Below are 14,822 nucleotides of genomic sequence, written 5' to 3' on the forward strand. Positions count from 1 at the left end.
AACGTCGGGCTTTTTGCGCCGATCGCACTCTGCCTCGGGGCACACGTTGTGATGCACAAATTGATTGGAAAGTCGTGCCACGGGTCAAAAGATGAGCAGGCGCAAGAGGATACATTGGATGCAGAATTCCGCGATGGACAGGTTCCTGCTCGGGACATTGCACGCTCGCGCTAAGCGTCGTCTGGCCCTCAGTTCCACCATCGTCGGTCTGCTTGTCCTGGGCGGATGCTCGACGTCAGGCGGGATTTGTCCGTTAGAGCCTCCGTCGGTTACACGGGCCGCTGCCGACAATGTGCGTCTACCCGATGGTTGCCGACTGGTGGGCCTGTCTGGAAAGGGCGTTCAAAAAGTATCCTGCGACGATGGAAGGAGCGGGTTTGCTTTCAATTAAGGCATCTTGCAACACGCTGTAGTGGTTGCCAGAGCCTCCAGTTTTTTTGCCGATCTGTCATCCCGCGCAGCAGCTCAGCTTCGCCACGTCCATGTCGAAGGTTTGCGCCGCCAACTTCAGCCCTTCCACGGTCGTCAGATACGGGAAGATCGTCTCGCCGAGCGTCTTTGTTGTCATGCCGAACTTCAGCGCCATGACGAGGGTCTGGATCGTATCGGACCCCTCGGGCGCGATGATCTGGCCACCAAGCAGCCGGTCGGTCTTTCTGTCCGCCACCAGCTTGATCAATCCGCGCGTGTCGCGTGCGGCCAGCGCGCGCGGCACTTGATCGAGCGGCACGATGGACGTCTTGACGTCGAAGCCCGCGTCCCGAGCCTGGGTTTCACTGGGACCGACGCCCGCGACCTGCGGGTCGGAAAACACAACCCAGGGCATCGCGGCGTTGTCGTAACGATGGTCCTCACCAAGCACTGCGTTTTTGGCTGCGAGCTTTGCACCATAGGCCGCCATATAGACGAACTGGTCACGGTTGGTCACATCGCCCGCAGCATAGATGCCGGGCACCGATGTCTGCATGTCGTCGCCGACGACGATGGACCCGCGTGCATCGGTTTCCAAGCCGATTGCGTCCAGGCCCATATCTTCGGTATTTGCCCGCCTGCCAGCGGTTGATACGAGGTGATCCGCCGTCACTTCGACCGGCTTTCCGTCCTGGATCACGCGCAGTGTCACGCCCGCGCCGTCGCGGCGCACATTGTCGTAGCTCAATTCGGTCAGAAGGGTGATCCCTTCGGCCTCGAACGCCTCCGCCAGCGCCTCAGAGACTTCCGGCTCCGCTCCGGGCAGCAGGTGCGACCGGGCGACGAGCGTGACCTTCACGCCCATGCGGCTCATCATCTGGGCCAGTTCCGCGCCAATGTAGCCCGCGCCGATGAAGATCAGGCTTTTCGGCAGCACTTCGAGTTCCAGAAGGCTGGTGCTGTCGAGCGCGCCGATTTTCTCGATCCCGTCGATGGTCGGCAGGACGGGACGCCCGCCCGTGGCGATAATGATCTTCGGCGCTGTCAGGGTTCGCTCACCGACTGTCACGCCACCTTCGACCAGTCGCGCAGGACCTGCGTCGATGTAATCGACACCTTCATATTCTGGCAAAAGGTCAGCGTATTTCTTCTGGCGCAGGGTCGCGACCAGATCGTCTTTGGACTGAACGAGCGTCTGCCAATCATCCACTTGTGCCCGTCCCGACAGGCCGGGGAACCGCTTGGCAGCCCCCGCACCGTGCACGGCCTCTGCCGCACGGATCATCGCCTTGGAGGGCACGCATCCCACGTTGACGCAAGTTCCGCCGATGGTGCCATGTCCCACGAGGGCGACACGCTTTCCGGCATCCGCGCCGGTAATTGCGGCGGAGAACCCCGCCGATCCGGCCCCAAGAACGATCAGGTCATAGCCGCTTTGGCCGTCGCCCCCTTTGATTAGGTCTTTCATCTTAGCGTACCTCATCTGGTTCGTGATTTCTCGATTTAGCCGAGAGCAGATAGACGACCGCGCCGATTGCGATCAGCGGTGTCAACATGCCGAGGAGGCCGAAGACCATGCCGGTGGCGGTGCAACATCCCATCATCATAAGAGCGATCCTTTCTTTTGCGCACGGTTCAGGAGAACCGCGTAGAGCGCTGTGGCGGCGAAAACGCCGATTGTGATCCGTATTGCGAACCTGAATTCGAGGAGAATGATCAGGATCGACAGAGCTGCCGCGAGGCCAGTGGCCCAGAGTTTCGGGGCCGGTCCCGGCTTGCCAGCGCGCAGCCAAAGGGCCTGTGCCACCACGGCGAGGCTGAAAAACAGCAGCGGGAACAGGGCGTAATCGAGCCAGCCCGTGAGGGCCGACAGTCCGACGCCAGCGACGATGACGACCAGAAGCGGTGTAAAGCAGCAGAGCGCGGCGAAGAGCGCACCGCCAAGCCCCCATTTCAGCAGGCGGTCGGGATTTCCAGGTGTGTCAGTCAAGGGGCCATCTTTCTTTGTGATGGTTCGGTGCTAGAGGTTCGCTTTGTTTGCAAACGACGCAGTGCGCGTACGATCAGGTAAGTCAGACCCGCTAAAACCAGCACGGCAATCCCGCTCATTCCTGAAAGCCAGGCACCAATCCCCCCGAACAACGCCGCAAACACGGCAGTCCCGCCGCCGCAGCAGACGACCACGATCGGAGCCGCTACCGCGAAGGCCAGTAGACCACCCGTAAAATTGTCACGCATTGCAGAGGGCTTAGGAGGCTGTGTCGGGCAGCACCTGCGCCGGATAGCCATTGGCTGTCACCGCGCCGATGATGCTTTCGATGGAAGTCTCGGCGTCATCGTAGGTCACGCTGTAAACACCCTGCCCGTATTCGGGGCCGTCCTCGAATGCGGCGATCTCGACTGACGGAACACCACGCATCGAGCTGGCGACGATGAATGAACAGGACGGGCATGTCAGTTCGCTGACGGCGATCTCGACCTGGCGCTCTTCAGCGAGGGCCGGAGTCGAGAGGGCGGCGATGGTCAGGGCGGATAGTAGAAGATGCTTCATGGTCTTGGTCCTCGTTCAGAGTTTCAGGATGAAGGGGGTGATGTAGGGAAAGATCATGGCGACAGCGACAATCGCGGACGCGGCCCAGAGGGTTGCGCGCATGATGCGGCGGTCGATGGGGCGGGCGCAGGTGCCATCGGCACAGGCCTCGGCATCTACAGGCTTGTAAGCCTTGTAGAAGCCGTATCCCAAAAACGCGGCGCTCAGCGCGAAGGCGTACCATTTGTAGGCATAGAGCGCCCCGAGCTGCGCGATGAACACGCCTGTCACGCCAAAGCTGACGAGCACCAATGGAAGGATGCAGCAAGAAGTCATCGCCAGCGCACCGAGGACGCCGAGGCCGGTCACGCCCCATCCCTTGGTGGTTTCGTCGCCAGTTTTCTGCGACTGAGATTGCGGCAGTTCTGCCAAATGTTGTTCCATCGAATCTTCCTTGAACAGATGTTTCCACCGTTCTAGGGTCTGTAGTTGATACAGGCTCAAGGGGTTTTTCGGCACAATGAGTAACAGAAGCGTGAGATCAATTCGGCGGGGTGATTTGGCACGAGCGACGGGCTGCAACCTGGAAACCATTCGCTACTACGAGAAAATCGGGATCATGCCGGACCCGCCGCGCAGTACGAAGGGCTATCGAAGCTACGATGATACCCATGTACGACGATTGAAGTTCGTCATGCGGTCCCGAGATCTCGGTTTCTCGCTAGAAGAGGTTCGCGGGTTGCTGGGCTTGGTTGATAATCGGATCCAGACTTGCGCCGAAGTCCAATCCATGGCCGAAGTACATCTCGGAGAAGTGCGCGCAAAAATAGCCGATCTGACACGGATAGAACGCGTCCTATCGGAAACCTTCGCGCGCTGCACGGGCGATGCGGCACCCGACTGTGCCATCATTGATGCGCTTTTCGATGCATGAGCACGAAAACAGGTCTGGAAAGATGCTATTGGCGCATCCTGGCCAGTGCCTCTTGTAGAGTTTGCCGCCGCGGATCGTTTTGCGGAGCTACTGATAACAGTACTTCAGCACGTTCAAGTGCGGCGATTGCCTGTTCCCTATCACCCAAGACGGAGAAAGCGTTGCCAAGCCGCATCCACCCGTCAAAGTCATCCGGCTCATCTTCAAGACGCGCAGCCAGCCGTTCAACCATCGACATGATGAACGCCTGTCTCTCCTCCACGGTCAGGTCTAGAGCGTCTTCTATATCTTCCTGAGAAGGCCCGGTTGCACTAACCATCGGTGCAAAATTAGCCAGTGAGATTGGAGCTCTGCCGATCTCGGTGCCAATTCGGTTTGCTTCAGCAACAAAGCTTTCCATCCAGGGATAGAAACTGTCCGCGTTGTTCAGTCGTCTTACCAGCAAGTCATGTGCCTGCGCGATGTCGCCCTTCTGTCTCAATGCGACTGCCTTGTAGAAGACCGCCGCGGGATTGGACGGGTCCAGTTCCATCGCATGCTCGATTGCGGTCACCGCAGCCGGTGTCACAACACCTTGCTCTGCCGAGATAAGGGCCTCTGCAAGCATGGAGAAAACGGCCGAAGTGGCTTCTGGTCGTTTGGCGACAATCCCGAAGGCCTCGGCAGCATCTGCGAACCGACCCATTCTGGAATAGGTTTGTCCCAGAAGCATCCAGCCTTCTGACGGTCCTCCAGAGGGATCATTCGTGAGCCGATCATAAAGCTGATTTGTCAAATCTGCGACTTTCGCCGTCTCTTGACGTTCAGCTGTCCGCTCGGAAAATGCAATGCCGGGTATCTCCGGTGATCCCATGACCGTGTAGTAACCGAATGCGAAGGCCGGAACGAACATAGCACTCAGAACAATGGCAAAGCGACCACCCGATGTCAGTTCCTTGGTCGCCTGAGCAGTCTTGCGCGACTGCATGAGAATCCGTCTCTTGATCTCCTGTTCTGCCGCGGTGGCTTCTGCGCCAGAAATGACACCGCGCTCAAGGTCCCGTTTGACCTCATCCAATTGGTCCAAGAGAACGGCGGGGGTTGTATCCGCCATGTCCGACGTCATTTCTGACCGGCGTCGGAGCGGTAGTCCCACAAAGAGCAGTCCAATTGTGGACAGTGCGGCAAAAACCAACCAGATCATCAATTGTCCTTTGGAGTGTTAATGTCGATGAAACGCGCAATCTCGGCTTCCTCAACTTCGGAAAAATCCGCCACGACGCCTTTGCGCCGGCTTTTCAAAATGATCGCCCAGCCCGCCAGGAGAGAAACGACAGCCAAAACAAAGGGCGCCAACCAAAGGGCCAGGGTGGAGGCATTGAAAGGCGGGCGCATCAGAACGTAGTCGCCATAGCGCGCATGAATAAACGCGATGACCTCTTCATCGCTGTCGCCAGCGACCAACCTTTCACGCACCAAAATCCGCAAATCCCGCGCAACGCCAGCATTGGAGCTGTCGATATCCTGATTTTGACAGACGACGCAGCGCAGTTCCTTTGAAATCACCCGCGCGCGCTCTTCAAGCACCAGATCCTGCAACATCTCGTCCGGCTCGACGGCAAAGGCCATCACCGGAAGAAGCAAAAAAAGCGCGATGATCACATGCCTCATCCGTTCTGCCCCCTCGGCAATGCGCCTGCCTGTACGAGCGCCTCTCTGAACCTAGCAATGGCTTCATCACCAACAACAGGCCCGACGTATCTGAACAACACAGTTCCATCGGGTCCGACAATGAACGTCTCGGGTACGCCCGACAGGCCCCATTCAATGCCAGCCCTTCCACTCAAGTCTGAGCCAATCCTTTCATAGGGATTGCCAAGCTCCGCCAGCCATTTTGTCGCATCTTCCGGCTTGTCCTTGTAGTTGATACCGAACAGCCTCAGCCCATCTTTTTCGACCATCTGGGTCAGTATGCCATGCTCCGCCCGGCAGGGTACGCACCACGAAGCAAACACATTCACGATGACCGGTCCGGCGTTATCCACGAGATCGGCGCGGGACAAGCCGGGCGTCTCCAACCCCTCAATGGCAGCCAGATCGAACTGGGGCGCAGGCTGGGAGATCAAAACAGATGGAATGTTGTTTGGATCCCGATCGGGGTTCAGCCCCCATAGGAAGAACCCGCCAAATACCGCCGCGATCGCGAGCGGGATGAATGCCAGTATACGTCCCATCGTTACTCTGCCGGAACCCGAGCGGTCACAGCTGCTTTGCGACGAGGTGCACCGACGCGCAACCGACGATCCGACAGCGAAAGACCACCACCTAGAACAAGCATCGCGGACCCGATCCAAATGAAATTGACCAACGGTTCATACAGAATACGAAGAGTCCATGCGCCTTGTGTACTGGCGTTCTCGGAGGCCGGGTTCGCGATGGACGTATAGAGATCTCCTGCCAGTGTGGAGCGTATAGCGCTCTCAGTCGTGGTGCTTTGTGCAACCGGGTAAGTCCGCCGCTCCGGGAAGAGATCGGTTACGTATTTCCCATCCCGCGTGACGGTCAGTTGGCCGCGATCCGCAAAGTAGTTGGGTCCACGCACCCTCTCGACCCCACTGAACGTTACATCATAGCCTCCTATACTGATGTCCGCGCCAGGCTGGACAAAGACAACCTCCTCGGATTTCCAAATGGTTGAGCCAATGAATCCGAACATGGCAACAGCAAGACCCGCGTGGGCCAACGTCATGCCATGCGCGGATCTGGGCAGATTTGAAGCCCGGCGCCAGCATGTTGAAAGCGGGCCTTCAAACAGCTTGATCCGCATCGCCCATTCTCGCACTGTCGCCATGAACAGCCAAAAGGCGAGCATTAGAGACAGATAACCCAACACCGGGCCACCTTCCGCCAGATACCAGACCGCAAGCGTCGCCAGCACGGCAAGAAGGGCGACAAAGCGCAGACGTTGCAGGACGCCCGGCAAATCCGCGCGCTTCCACGACAAGAAGGGTCCACACCCCATTGCAAAGACAAGCGGCAACATGACCGGAATAAACGCAGCATTGAAAAATGGCGGGCCTACCGACAGTTTTTCGCCGCCTGTCATTGCTTCGTAGAACAGAGGGTACAATGTACCAAAAAGGACGACGCCAGTGGCCGTTGTCAGGATCAGATTGTTTACCAACAGGCCCGCTTCACGGCTGATCGGTTTGAACAGCCCACCCGGTTCCATCATCGGCGCGCGCCATGCAAATAGCGCGAGCGAGCCACCGATTGACACCGCCAGCAGTCCCAGAATGTAGAGGCCTCTTTCGGGATCAACCGCAAATGCATGCACAGAGGTCAGCAGCCCCGACCTGACGACAAACGTTCCCAAGAGGGACAGGGAAAAGGTCAGGATCGCGAGGAGAATTGTCCAGCTTTTGAAGGCGTCTCTTTTTTCTGTCACGATTGCGGAATGCAGCAGTGCCGTGCCCATCAGCCAGGGCATGAAACTGACGTTTTCGACAGGATCCCAGAACCACCAGCCGCCCCAGCCAAGCTCGTAATAGGCCCACCAAGACCCCAAGGCGATGCCCGCGGTCAGGCTCATCCAGGCGGCCAGTGTCCACGGACGCACCCACCGCGCCCAGGCGGCATCCACCCGTCCTTCGATAAGGGCTGCAACGGCAAAAGAGAAAACAATCGAAAACCCGACATATCCAAAATAAAGGAGCGGTGGATGCATCGCGAGGCCAACATCCTGCAGCAGCGGGTTAAGGTCTTGGCCGTCGCTGGGTGGCGGGAAGACGCGATCAAAAGGGTTGGACGTAAACAGCATGAAGGTCAGAAAGCCGACACTGATCCATGCCTGCACCGACAGCGTTCGCGCCTTCAGTGCTTGCGGAATATTGGATCCAAACAAAGCAACAGCAGCCCCGAAAACCGTCAAAATGAGTGTCCAGAGCAAAAGCGAGCCTTCATGGCTGCCCCATGTGCCCGCCACCTTATACAACATCGGTTTGAGTGAATTCGAATTCTCAACAACATTCTTGACCGTAAAGTCGCTGGTTATGAATGCCTGCATGAGCGCAAGGAATGCAACGGTGACGAAGAGCACCTGTCCAAACGCGGACCATCGGGCCGATTGCATCCAAAGAATATTCCCACGTTTGGCACCGAGGATTGGCAATACACTTTGAACAAGCGCCAGAGCTAAGGCCAAGGCCAGCGCGAAATGACCAACTTCAGGTGTCATCTGATCATCCACCCCTTCGATGAACTCACCGCTTTGTGCGGTTCGTACCATTCCTATCAAGTCGGCCTGCAGACCGTCAGGGGTTGCTTTGTCACCGTTTGTAACAAAGAGCCCTGTGACATATCATTACAAAACACCCCCTCCCCCGGTCTTTATCTGATCCGACATAATAACGATGTTTCGAGAGTAAGTTGGAAAGGAAAGACCGATGGCAAATAGAAGCATTTTTGCACTTTGCGTGCTGACTACCTTTGGCATATCGCAAGCTGCGTTTGCGGAGTCGCATGTCGGCGGCGAAACTCAGCCTGATACGGGCGCAATGTCCAACATGACAATGGGCGATGGTGCCGCGCAAACTGGTATGATGAGTGGGGACATGATGTCCATGATGCAGAACATGATGAAGATGCACGCATCCAGGATGGGTGGCCGCGGCGGTATGATGGGTATGATGGATCGTGATATGATGGCCATGATGATGCCCAGCGGTGATCCTCAGAACATGCGCGCACACATGGGCGTGAAGTTGCGAGAATTTGATTCCGACGCCGATGGTGCGCTGACCCTCGAGGAATTCGAGACCTTGCACATGAGTGTCGTTCGCGACCGCATGGTTGACCGATTCCAGCATCTGGACGCGGATGCCGATGGTCAGATCACTCAGCAAGAAATGGACGCCGCCGGTACACGGATGGGCGACATGCAAACAACGTCGGATGCGTCCGGATCTGCCGATCACCATGGTAGCGACAATGAATAAACAAAGCCTCAGGCCTGCCTATTCCAAAGGAGGCCTCCGATGCCATCCGATCTGACACGTCGCACGGTCGGATTAGCCTTGATCGCTGCAGCCGTCTCACCAACTTTAGCCGTCGCACAGACAGCCAAGATTTGGTCATCTGACTCCGCGTATAATGCGCTGCGGCAAGATCGCGTCCGGATGATCGACGTCCGTTCGCGGCCGGAATGGGCCGACACCGGGATTGCTGAAGGAGCCTGGCCGATCAGCATGCACGAAGACCGGTTCCCCGAGCGGCTTTTTTCAGCCCGTGCAATGGCTGAAGGCCGGCCTGTCGCCCTCATTTGTGCAACTGGTGGTCGGTCAGGAAGTGTGATGCGGAGTCTCCAGCAAGCTGGGTATAGTGACTTTGTTGATGTATCCGAAGGAATGCTGGGATCTGCCGCCGGGCAAGGTTGGATTGCAGCCGGCCATCCGGTTGTCAGCATGGAAGCTGCCCTGGCGGCCCTTCCGGAAGGCTTGGCCTGACGTGCGCCTCTTGAACCGCCGTGAAGCAATTGGATATGCCGCAGGTTTCGGAGCCGCCGCTGTGCTGCCATCTGCTGCGCTATCCGGCACAGGGCGGAAGCTTGAATACCCAGAGCTTCTGGATGCAACAACATCGCGACGATTTCAGCTGAAAGCTCAATCTGGCGCGACCCGATTTCGCGGCAGTTCCGCGACCGAAACCATCGGTTACAACCAAGGCTATCTTGGACCAACGATCCGGCTTTTGACCGATGCAGAGACTTTGGCCGAGGTGCAAAACACTCTGGACGAACCCGTCTCGTCGCATTGGCACGGGTTGCTTGTTCCAGGCCCCTTCGATGGTGGGCCGCATCAGGCCATCGCGCCCGGACGATCATGGGACCCGGTACTCAACCTTGATCAGCCTCCAGCAACAGCATGGTACCACAGCCATGTGCACGGTTCGACAGCCCGACAGGTCATGTTCGGACTGGCAGGTGTTCTGCATGTTACCGATGGGGAAGACGATGAACGTGGTCTGCCGTCCACCTATGCGGTTGATGACTTGACCCTCGTGCTGCAGGACCGTCAATTTAATTGGCGCGGTCGCATGACATACGATGTCGGCATGCATCAATCGATGAATGGTTTTCGAGGTGACACAATGCTCGTGAACGGGCAGGCAGGAGCCTCAGCTGCGGTTCCCAAGGGGGTCGTGCGGTGCCGTCTTGTCAACGGTTCGAATGCGCGGATTTACCGACTGTCCTTGGCCGACGATCGGCCACTTCACCTCGTGGCGACGGATGGCGGATTCCTGGATCGACCGGTTGCACTCACTCGGATGGTGCTTGCGCCAGGAGAAAGGGTCGAAGTTCTCATTGATTTCACGGATGGCAGGGACAGCGTCCTGGTGTCCGACGATATTGCAAACTCCGCCATGGGTGGAATGATGGGAAGTGGTTCTGGCGGTCGTTTTACGGTGCTGCACTTCGCCGTCGATACAACCCTCCCCGTCCGTATCGACACCCTGCCCGATGCCATGGATGGCCCGTTGCCTGACCTTTCTTCCAACAATATCCCAGTTCGGCGTCTAACTCTAGACATGTCGATGGGAATGGGCATGATGATGTCCCGCTCCGGCAATCAGTTTTCAATCAATGGCGCGCCCTATGATCAAAACGCCCTCAATTTCTCTACCAAGCTCAACAGCACCGAGCGCTGGATTGTCCGCGGCGACATGATGATGCACCCGTTTCATATTCATGGGGTGCGCTTTCAAGTCTTGTCCGACAACGGACGCCAGCCGCGGGCAGAGAACAGGGGCTGGAAAGACACCGTTCTCGTGGCTGGCGAGGTTGAACTGGCGATAACGTTCGAAAAACCGGCGCCATCGTCGGCACCGTATATGTATCATTGTCACATTCTTGAACATGAAGACGGCGGCATGATGGGACAATTCAGTGTCTCATGATGAAGAATGTGCTTGACCCTCTACTCGCTGGAACCATGACAGTTGTGCTTGGCCTTTATTGAGGGATCAAAATGGATAATGGATCGAACATCGGGCGTCCTTTTCACGTCGACGTTGTAGCGGTTTTCGTGGCGCTCTATGCGATCGGGTAACACGCATCCCCGTCACTTGGGACTAGTTCTGATCGCAGTGCTTGCGGCGCTGCTCACTGGCATGTGGGCCTTGGATTATTGGCCGAACATAACCCGGGAAACCGTCGAGGGCTGGATTGATGGTGCCGGTCCTTGGGGGCCACTTCTCATTGTTTTGCTGATGATGGGATCAATCGTTGCAAGCCCCATTCCCAGTGCCCCGATCGCCCTTGTAAGCGGAGTTGCCTATGGCCACATGGAAGGAGCCATCTATGTAGCCATCGGGTCGGAACTGGGTGCATTGTCCGCGTTCATCATCGCGCGTTACCTAGGGCGCGTCTACGTCGAGCGATGGCTAGGTAACAAGGCCGCTTATGGTTTGCTCGGGTCTCAAAATTTGCTTACTTTGACGGTGTTTGCTTCCCGTCTTTTGCCCTTCATCTCGTTTGATGCAATGAGCTATGCTGCGGGCCTTAGCCGCCTTCACCTTTGGCGTTTTTTAATTGCAACACTCGCCGGAATTCTTCCTGCGAGCTTCCTGCTCGCGCATATTGGAGCAGAAGCGATGTCAGGGAGTTTCGACGCCGCTGAGTGGGTCATCGTTGGTCTCGGAGTGATGACAGCAACACCGTTGATTCTGGTGGCGATTTTGCGCCCCTCCGGCCGAAACAAAGCTTCCTGAGTTTGGATTACCGACTAGAGCAACTCCTTCACCCGCCTTGCTCAACATTGACCTTCCCACGCAGGAAGCCCCTACAGTCGAATCATGACAGAGTTGCAAACCGAACAGCATCGCCGGGATTTTCTTTACTATGCGACTGCCGGAGCGGGAGCAGTTGCCACTGGCTCGGCAGTTTGGCCTTTGATCAATCAAATGAATCCATCTGCAGATGTTCGGGCTCTCTCAAGCATCCGGGTCGACATTTCGGATGTAGAGCCTGGAACACAACTGACAGTAAGTTGGCGGGGCAAACCGGTCTTTATCCGCCACCGAAATGAAGAAGAGATCGCTCAGGCGCGCTCCGAGGACGTGTTGTCATTGCCCGATGCAGTGGCTCGAAATCCAAATATTCGTGGTGAAGATCCGGCCACAGATGAAAATAGAGCACTGCCCGGACATGAGAATTTCCTGGTTATGATTGGTGTTTGCACACATCTCGGTTGTGTGCCCCTCGGTGATGGTGCCGGCGACTTTGGCGGCTGGTTCTGTCCGTGTCATGGATCCCACTACGATACTGCGGGACGTATCCGGAAAGGGCCGGCACCAGAGAACCTTCACATTCCCACATTATCGGTTTCGGAAGGTATGATATTGACACTGGGCTAGCGGGTTTCACGGGCGGAGACCGAAAAATCTCGAACCCGATACGAATTGTTACATATGCAGGTTGAGTCTGCCTTGACCTTCCAGCTACTGGAGGAGCTAGTTGTCTGATCGTCTTGAATATCAAGGATTGAGACGATGAGCACGGATCAAGATCAACACCACAACACCATGCAGGCCGCGACCGCTTCGAACGCCACGACAGTGATCGATCCGGTGTGTGGCATGACCGTTGAGGTCAACGAAAATCCCCGGAATACTGAATTTGGAGCGGAGACCTTCCATTTTTGTTCAGAGAACTGTGAAACGAAGTTTCGCAGCGACCCATATTACTACGCCTCGGGACATGCGCAAAAGGCGCAAACGCATAGCGAGGTAAGTACTCAATGGACGTGCCCGATGCATCCCGAAATCCTCAGGGACGAGCCCGGCGCGTGCCCGATTTGTGGTATGGCGCTTGAGCCAATGCTCCCTTCGGATGAGCCGTCCGAAGAACTCTCCGATTTCACGAAGCGCATGTGGATCAGCGCGGCAGCCGCAGTTCCGCTGGTCATCTTGACTATGGGCGAACTGGTCGGTCTGCCCGTGCGCGCGTGGATCGGTCATCAGACTGCAGTCTACATCGAATTCCTCCTCGCAACGCCGATCATTCTCTGGGCCGCGCTCCCGTTCTTCAAAAGGGGGTGGGATTCCATAAGGACTCTATCCCCAAACATGTGGACGCTGATCGCGCTCGGGGTCGGAGCCGCCTACACCTATTCGCTTGCCGCGACCTTCTTGCCTGGAATTTTTCCTGCTGCGTACCAAACCGGCGAAGGCGTCGGGACTTATTACGAAGCCGCAGTTGTGATCGTCACATTGATCTTTGTCGGTCAGGTGCTTGAATTGCGTGCACGGGAACGAACGGGTGATGCAATCCGCGCCTTGCTTGATCTCGCACCGAAAACAGCCCGCCGTATCATGCCGGACGGGACCGAATACGACGCACCGCTGGAGCATATCATTGCTGGCGATACGTTACGCGTGCGACCCGGTGACAGCATCCCAGTGGACGCTGACGTGCTTGAGGGACGTTCATCAATCGACGAAAGCATGATTACTGGAGAGCCGCTTCCCGTTGAAAAAACACAAGGGGACCGGGTCACGGGCGGGACAATCAACAAAAACGGCACATTGATGGTGAGGGCCACACAAGTCGGGGCGGACACAGTCCTTTCTCAGATCGTGGATATGGTCGCTGGAGCGAAACGGTCGCGCGCGCCAATTCAGGGACTAGCAGATCGTGTGTCGTCAGTATTCGTGCCAACGGTCGTTCTCATTGCGGTCACATCATTCATCGTTTGGCTCATGTTCGGGCCAGATCCAGCACTTGCATTTGCGATAACAGCTGCGGTCTCTGTACTTATTATCGCCTGCCCTTGCGCATTGGGTCTCGCAACACCGATCTCGATCACCACAGCTGCGGGCCGCGGGGCACAAGCAGGTGTCTTGATCAAGGATGCAGAGGCACTGGAGCGGATGGCGCGCGTCGATACGGTCATTGTTGATAAGACCGGCACCCTCACTCAAGGGCGTCCGAAGCTCACAGATGTGGTGGTCATGGGTGGGCACTCTGAAAATTATGTTCTTACCCTTGTTGCAGCCTTAGAACGAGGCTCAGAGCACCCCCTTGCGGAGGCGATCGTGGAGGGTGCACGAGAGCAAGGCCTGTCGCTTTTTGAAGCAAAAAACTTCGAGGCTATCACTGGCAAAGGTGTCAGAGGTCAAGTTGACGGCCATGATGTCGCTCTCGGAAATCCAGCACTGATGGACGAAATCAATGTGGACCATTCGGTTGCTGAACATGCTGCAAATGACTTGAGGGCGTCTGGAAAGACTGCCATGTTCATAGCAGTTGATGGTAGTTTCGCCGGGATCGTTGCAGTCGCTGACCCGATCAAAGAAACCACGGCCGGTGCCATTGACGATCTTCATCGCCTCGGGCTCAGGGTCATCATGGCGACTGGTGACAATCAAAAGACAGCGGAAGCCGTCGCTTTGAAGCTTGGAATAGATGAAGTTCATGCAGGGGTTTTGCCGGAAGACAAGAAAGCCCTGGTGGAAAACTTGAGGCATGAAGGCGCCCAGATTGCCATGGCCGGAGATGGCGTAAACGATGCGCCTGCCCTAGCGGCTGCCGATGTCGGGATTGCGATGGGTACCGGTGCCGACGTTGCCGTCGAAAGCGCTGGCATCACACTATTGGGAGGCGATCTGGTAGGCATTGTCAGAGCCGGCAGGCTCGCAAAAGCAACGGTTCGAAATATCAAACAGAACCTATTTTTTGCGTTTGCCTATAACACTGCAGGTGTTCCTGTCGCGGCTGGCATTCTTTATCCCATTTTCGGGTTGCTTCTCTCGCCAATGATTGCTGCCGCAGCCATGAGCCTGTCGTCAGTATCGGTCATTGCGAATGCGCTTCGATTGCGGCGTGCCGGACTTTGACCCCTGTATGCGAAATTGTCATCAGATTCTTGAGCTCTCCACCAAGCCGTAACTCAAGAAGTACAGGTCCATTCG

At 56.7% G+C, this 14,822-nt stretch carries 15 protein-coding genes; 7 read left to right on the forward strand and 8 right to left on the reverse strand.

Translation table 11 applies throughout. The features are described from left to right. Positions 1–448: 448 nt before the first annotated feature. The 4 genes from merA to AB4X18_RS00475 form a co-directional block, all read right to left on the reverse strand. The gene (gene merA, locus AB4X18_RS00460; protein ID WP_370398974.1) at positions 449–1,879 is read right to left on the reverse strand and encodes a mercury(II) reductase; all 1,431 of its coding nucleotides are present in this window, start codon (positions 1,877–1,879) and stop codon (positions 449–451) included. 135 nt (positions 1,880–2,014) lie between these two features. Further along, positions 2,015–2,401 carry a mercury resistance system transport protein MerF gene (merF, locus tag AB4X18_RS00465; RefSeq protein ID WP_370398975.1) on the reverse strand — a complete coding sequence of 129 codons (387 nt, stop codon included), beginning with the start codon at positions 2,399–2,401 and terminating at the stop codon, positions 2,015–2,017. A gap of 258 nt (positions 2,402–2,659) precedes the next feature. After that, positions 2,660–2,962, reverse strand: a complete 303-nt coding sequence (locus tag AB4X18_RS00470) for a hypothetical protein (protein ID WP_055688104.1) — start codon at positions 2,960–2,962, stop codon at positions 2,660–2,662. Positions 2,963–2,977: 15 nt separating this feature from the next. Further along, a complete protein-coding gene (locus AB4X18_RS00475) occupies positions 2,978–3,385 on the reverse strand; it encodes a mercuric transporter MerT family protein (RefSeq protein ID WP_370398976.1) in 408 nt (135 codons plus the stop codon). A gap of 76 nt (positions 3,386–3,461) precedes the next feature. On the opposite strand from AB4X18_RS00475, the gene AB4X18_RS00480 reads away from it, so the two are divergent. Next, the gene (locus AB4X18_RS00480; RefSeq protein ID WP_370398977.1) at positions 3,462–3,875 is read left to right on the forward strand and encodes a MerR family transcriptional regulator; all 414 of its coding nucleotides are present in this window, start codon (positions 3,462–3,464) and stop codon (positions 3,873–3,875) included. Between the two features lie 25 nt (positions 3,876–3,900). Here AB4X18_RS00480 and ccmI read toward each other — a convergent pair whose 3' ends face one another. From ccmI to AB4X18_RS00500, 4 genes are read right to left on the reverse strand one after another with little or no spacing between them, the layout of a single operon-like run. Beyond that, positions 3,901–5,058, reverse strand: coding sequence for a c-type cytochrome biogenesis protein CcmI (gene ccmI, locus AB4X18_RS00485; RefSeq protein ID WP_370398978.1), 1,158 nt, complete (start codon positions 5,056–5,058; stop codon positions 3,901–3,903). Then, the gene (locus AB4X18_RS00490) at positions 5,058–5,525 is read right to left on the reverse strand and encodes a cytochrome c-type biogenesis protein (RefSeq protein WP_058314109.1); all 468 of its coding nucleotides are present in this window, start codon (positions 5,523–5,525) and stop codon (positions 5,058–5,060) included. Before AB4X18_RS00490 ends, ccmI begins: the two co-directional genes overlap by 1 nt. Further along, on the reverse strand, positions 5,522–6,088 hold the full coding sequence (locus tag AB4X18_RS00495) for a DsbE family thiol:disulfide interchange protein (RefSeq protein ID WP_370398979.1): 567 nt from the start codon (positions 6,086–6,088) through the stop codon (positions 5,522–5,524). The genes AB4X18_RS00490 and AB4X18_RS00495 overlap by 4 nt, the downstream gene beginning before the upstream one ends. Positions 6,089–6,090: 2 nt before the next feature. Further along, on the reverse strand, positions 6,091–8,091 hold the full coding sequence (locus tag AB4X18_RS00500; protein WP_370399026.1) for a heme lyase CcmF/NrfE family subunit: 2,001 nt from the start codon (positions 8,089–8,091) through the stop codon (positions 6,091–6,093). Positions 8,092–8,299: 208 nt separating this feature from the next. Here AB4X18_RS00500 and AB4X18_RS00505 point away from each other — a divergent pair, with 208 nt between their 5' ends. The 6 genes from AB4X18_RS00505 (at position 8,300) to AB4X18_RS00530 (ending at position 14,747) form a co-directional block, all read left to right on the forward strand. Continuing rightward, entirely contained in the window at positions 8,300–8,851 is a 552-nt protein-coding gene (locus AB4X18_RS00505) for a calcium-binding protein (RefSeq protein ID WP_058314111.1), read from the forward strand. A 180-nt stretch (positions 8,852–9,031) separates the two neighbouring features. After that, on the forward strand, positions 9,032–9,358 hold the full coding sequence (locus AB4X18_RS00510; RefSeq protein WP_235872038.1) for a rhodanese-like domain-containing protein: 327 nt from the start codon (positions 9,032–9,034) through the stop codon (positions 9,356–9,358). Continuing rightward, positions 9,246–10,808 carry a multicopper oxidase domain-containing protein gene (locus tag AB4X18_RS00515; protein ID WP_235872021.1) on the forward strand — a complete coding sequence of 521 codons (1,563 nt, stop codon included), beginning with the start codon at positions 9,246–9,248 and terminating at the stop codon, positions 10,806–10,808. The genes AB4X18_RS00510 and AB4X18_RS00515 overlap by 113 nt, the downstream gene beginning before the upstream one ends. Before the next feature lie 138 nt (positions 10,809–10,946). Next, a complete protein-coding gene (locus tag AB4X18_RS00520) occupies positions 10,947–11,621 on the forward strand; it encodes a TVP38/TMEM64 family protein (protein WP_058314114.1) in 675 nt (224 codons plus the stop codon). Between the two features lie 84 nt (positions 11,622–11,705). Next, a complete protein-coding gene (gene petA, locus AB4X18_RS00525; RefSeq protein ID WP_058314115.1) occupies positions 11,706–12,266 on the forward strand; it encodes a ubiquinol-cytochrome c reductase iron-sulfur subunit in 561 nt (186 codons plus the stop codon). Between the two features lie 135 nt (positions 12,267–12,401). Then, complete coding sequence (locus tag AB4X18_RS00530) at positions 12,402–14,747, forward strand: heavy metal translocating P-type ATPase (protein WP_370398981.1); 2,346 nt, start codon at positions 12,402–12,404, stop codon at positions 14,745–14,747. Positions 14,748–14,822 lie beyond the last annotated feature (75 nt).

The organism is Sulfitobacter rhodophyticola, from assembly GCF_041281685.2.
GTDB lineage: Bacteria > Pseudomonadota > Alphaproteobacteria > Rhodobacterales > Rhodobacteraceae > Sulfitobacter.

Bases quoted from the DNA above. Each gene is read 5' to 3' on its own strand.
- AB4X18_RS00520 (WP_058314114.1), top strand. From the start codon at position 10,947: ATGCGATCGGGTAACACGCATCCCCGTCACTTGGGACTAGTTCTGATC.
- AB4X18_RS00530 (WP_370398981.1), top strand. From the start codon at position 12,402: ATGAGCACGGATCAAGATCAACACCACAACACCATGCAGGCCGCGACC.
- petA (WP_058314115.1), top strand. From the start codon at position 11,706: ATGACAGAGTTGCAAACCGAACAGCATCGCCGGGATTTTCTTTACTAT.
- merA (WP_370398974.1), bottom strand. From the start codon at position 1,879: ATGAAAGACCTAATCAAAGGGGGCGACGGCCAAAGCGGCTATGACCTG.
- AB4X18_RS00490 (WP_058314109.1), bottom strand. From the start codon at position 5,525: ATGAGGCATGTGATCATCGCGCTTTTTTTGCTTCTTCCGGTGATGGCC.
- ccmI (WP_370398978.1), bottom strand. From the start codon at position 5,058: ATGATCTGGTTGGTTTTTGCCGCACTGTCCACAATTGGACTGCTCTTT.
- AB4X18_RS00510 (WP_235872038.1), top strand. From the start codon at position 9,032: ATGATCGACGTCCGTTCGCGGCCGGAATGGGCCGACACCGGGATTGCT.
- AB4X18_RS00470 (WP_055688104.1), bottom strand. From the start codon at position 2,962: ATGAAGCATCTTCTACTATCCGCCCTGACCATCGCCGCCCTCTCGACT.
- AB4X18_RS00475 (WP_370398976.1), bottom strand. From the start codon at position 3,385: ATGGAACAACATTTGGCAGAACTGCCGCAATCTCAGTCGCAGAAAACT.
- AB4X18_RS00495 (WP_370398979.1), bottom strand. From the start codon at position 6,088: ATGGGACGTATACTGGCATTCATCCCGCTCGCGATCGCGGCGGTATTT.
- AB4X18_RS00505 (WP_058314111.1), top strand. From the start codon at position 8,300: ATGGCAAATAGAAGCATTTTTGCACTTTGCGTGCTGACTACCTTTGGC.
- AB4X18_RS00480 (WP_370398977.1), top strand. From the start codon at position 3,462: ATGAGTAACAGAAGCGTGAGATCAATTCGGCGGGGTGATTTGGCACGA.
- AB4X18_RS00500 (WP_370399026.1), bottom strand. From the start codon at position 8,091: ATGACACCTGAAGTTGGTCATTTCGCGCTGGCCTTGGCCTTAGCTCTG.
- AB4X18_RS00515 (WP_235872021.1), top strand. From the start codon at position 9,246: ATGTATCCGAAGGAATGCTGGGATCTGCCGCCGGGCAAGGTTGGATTG.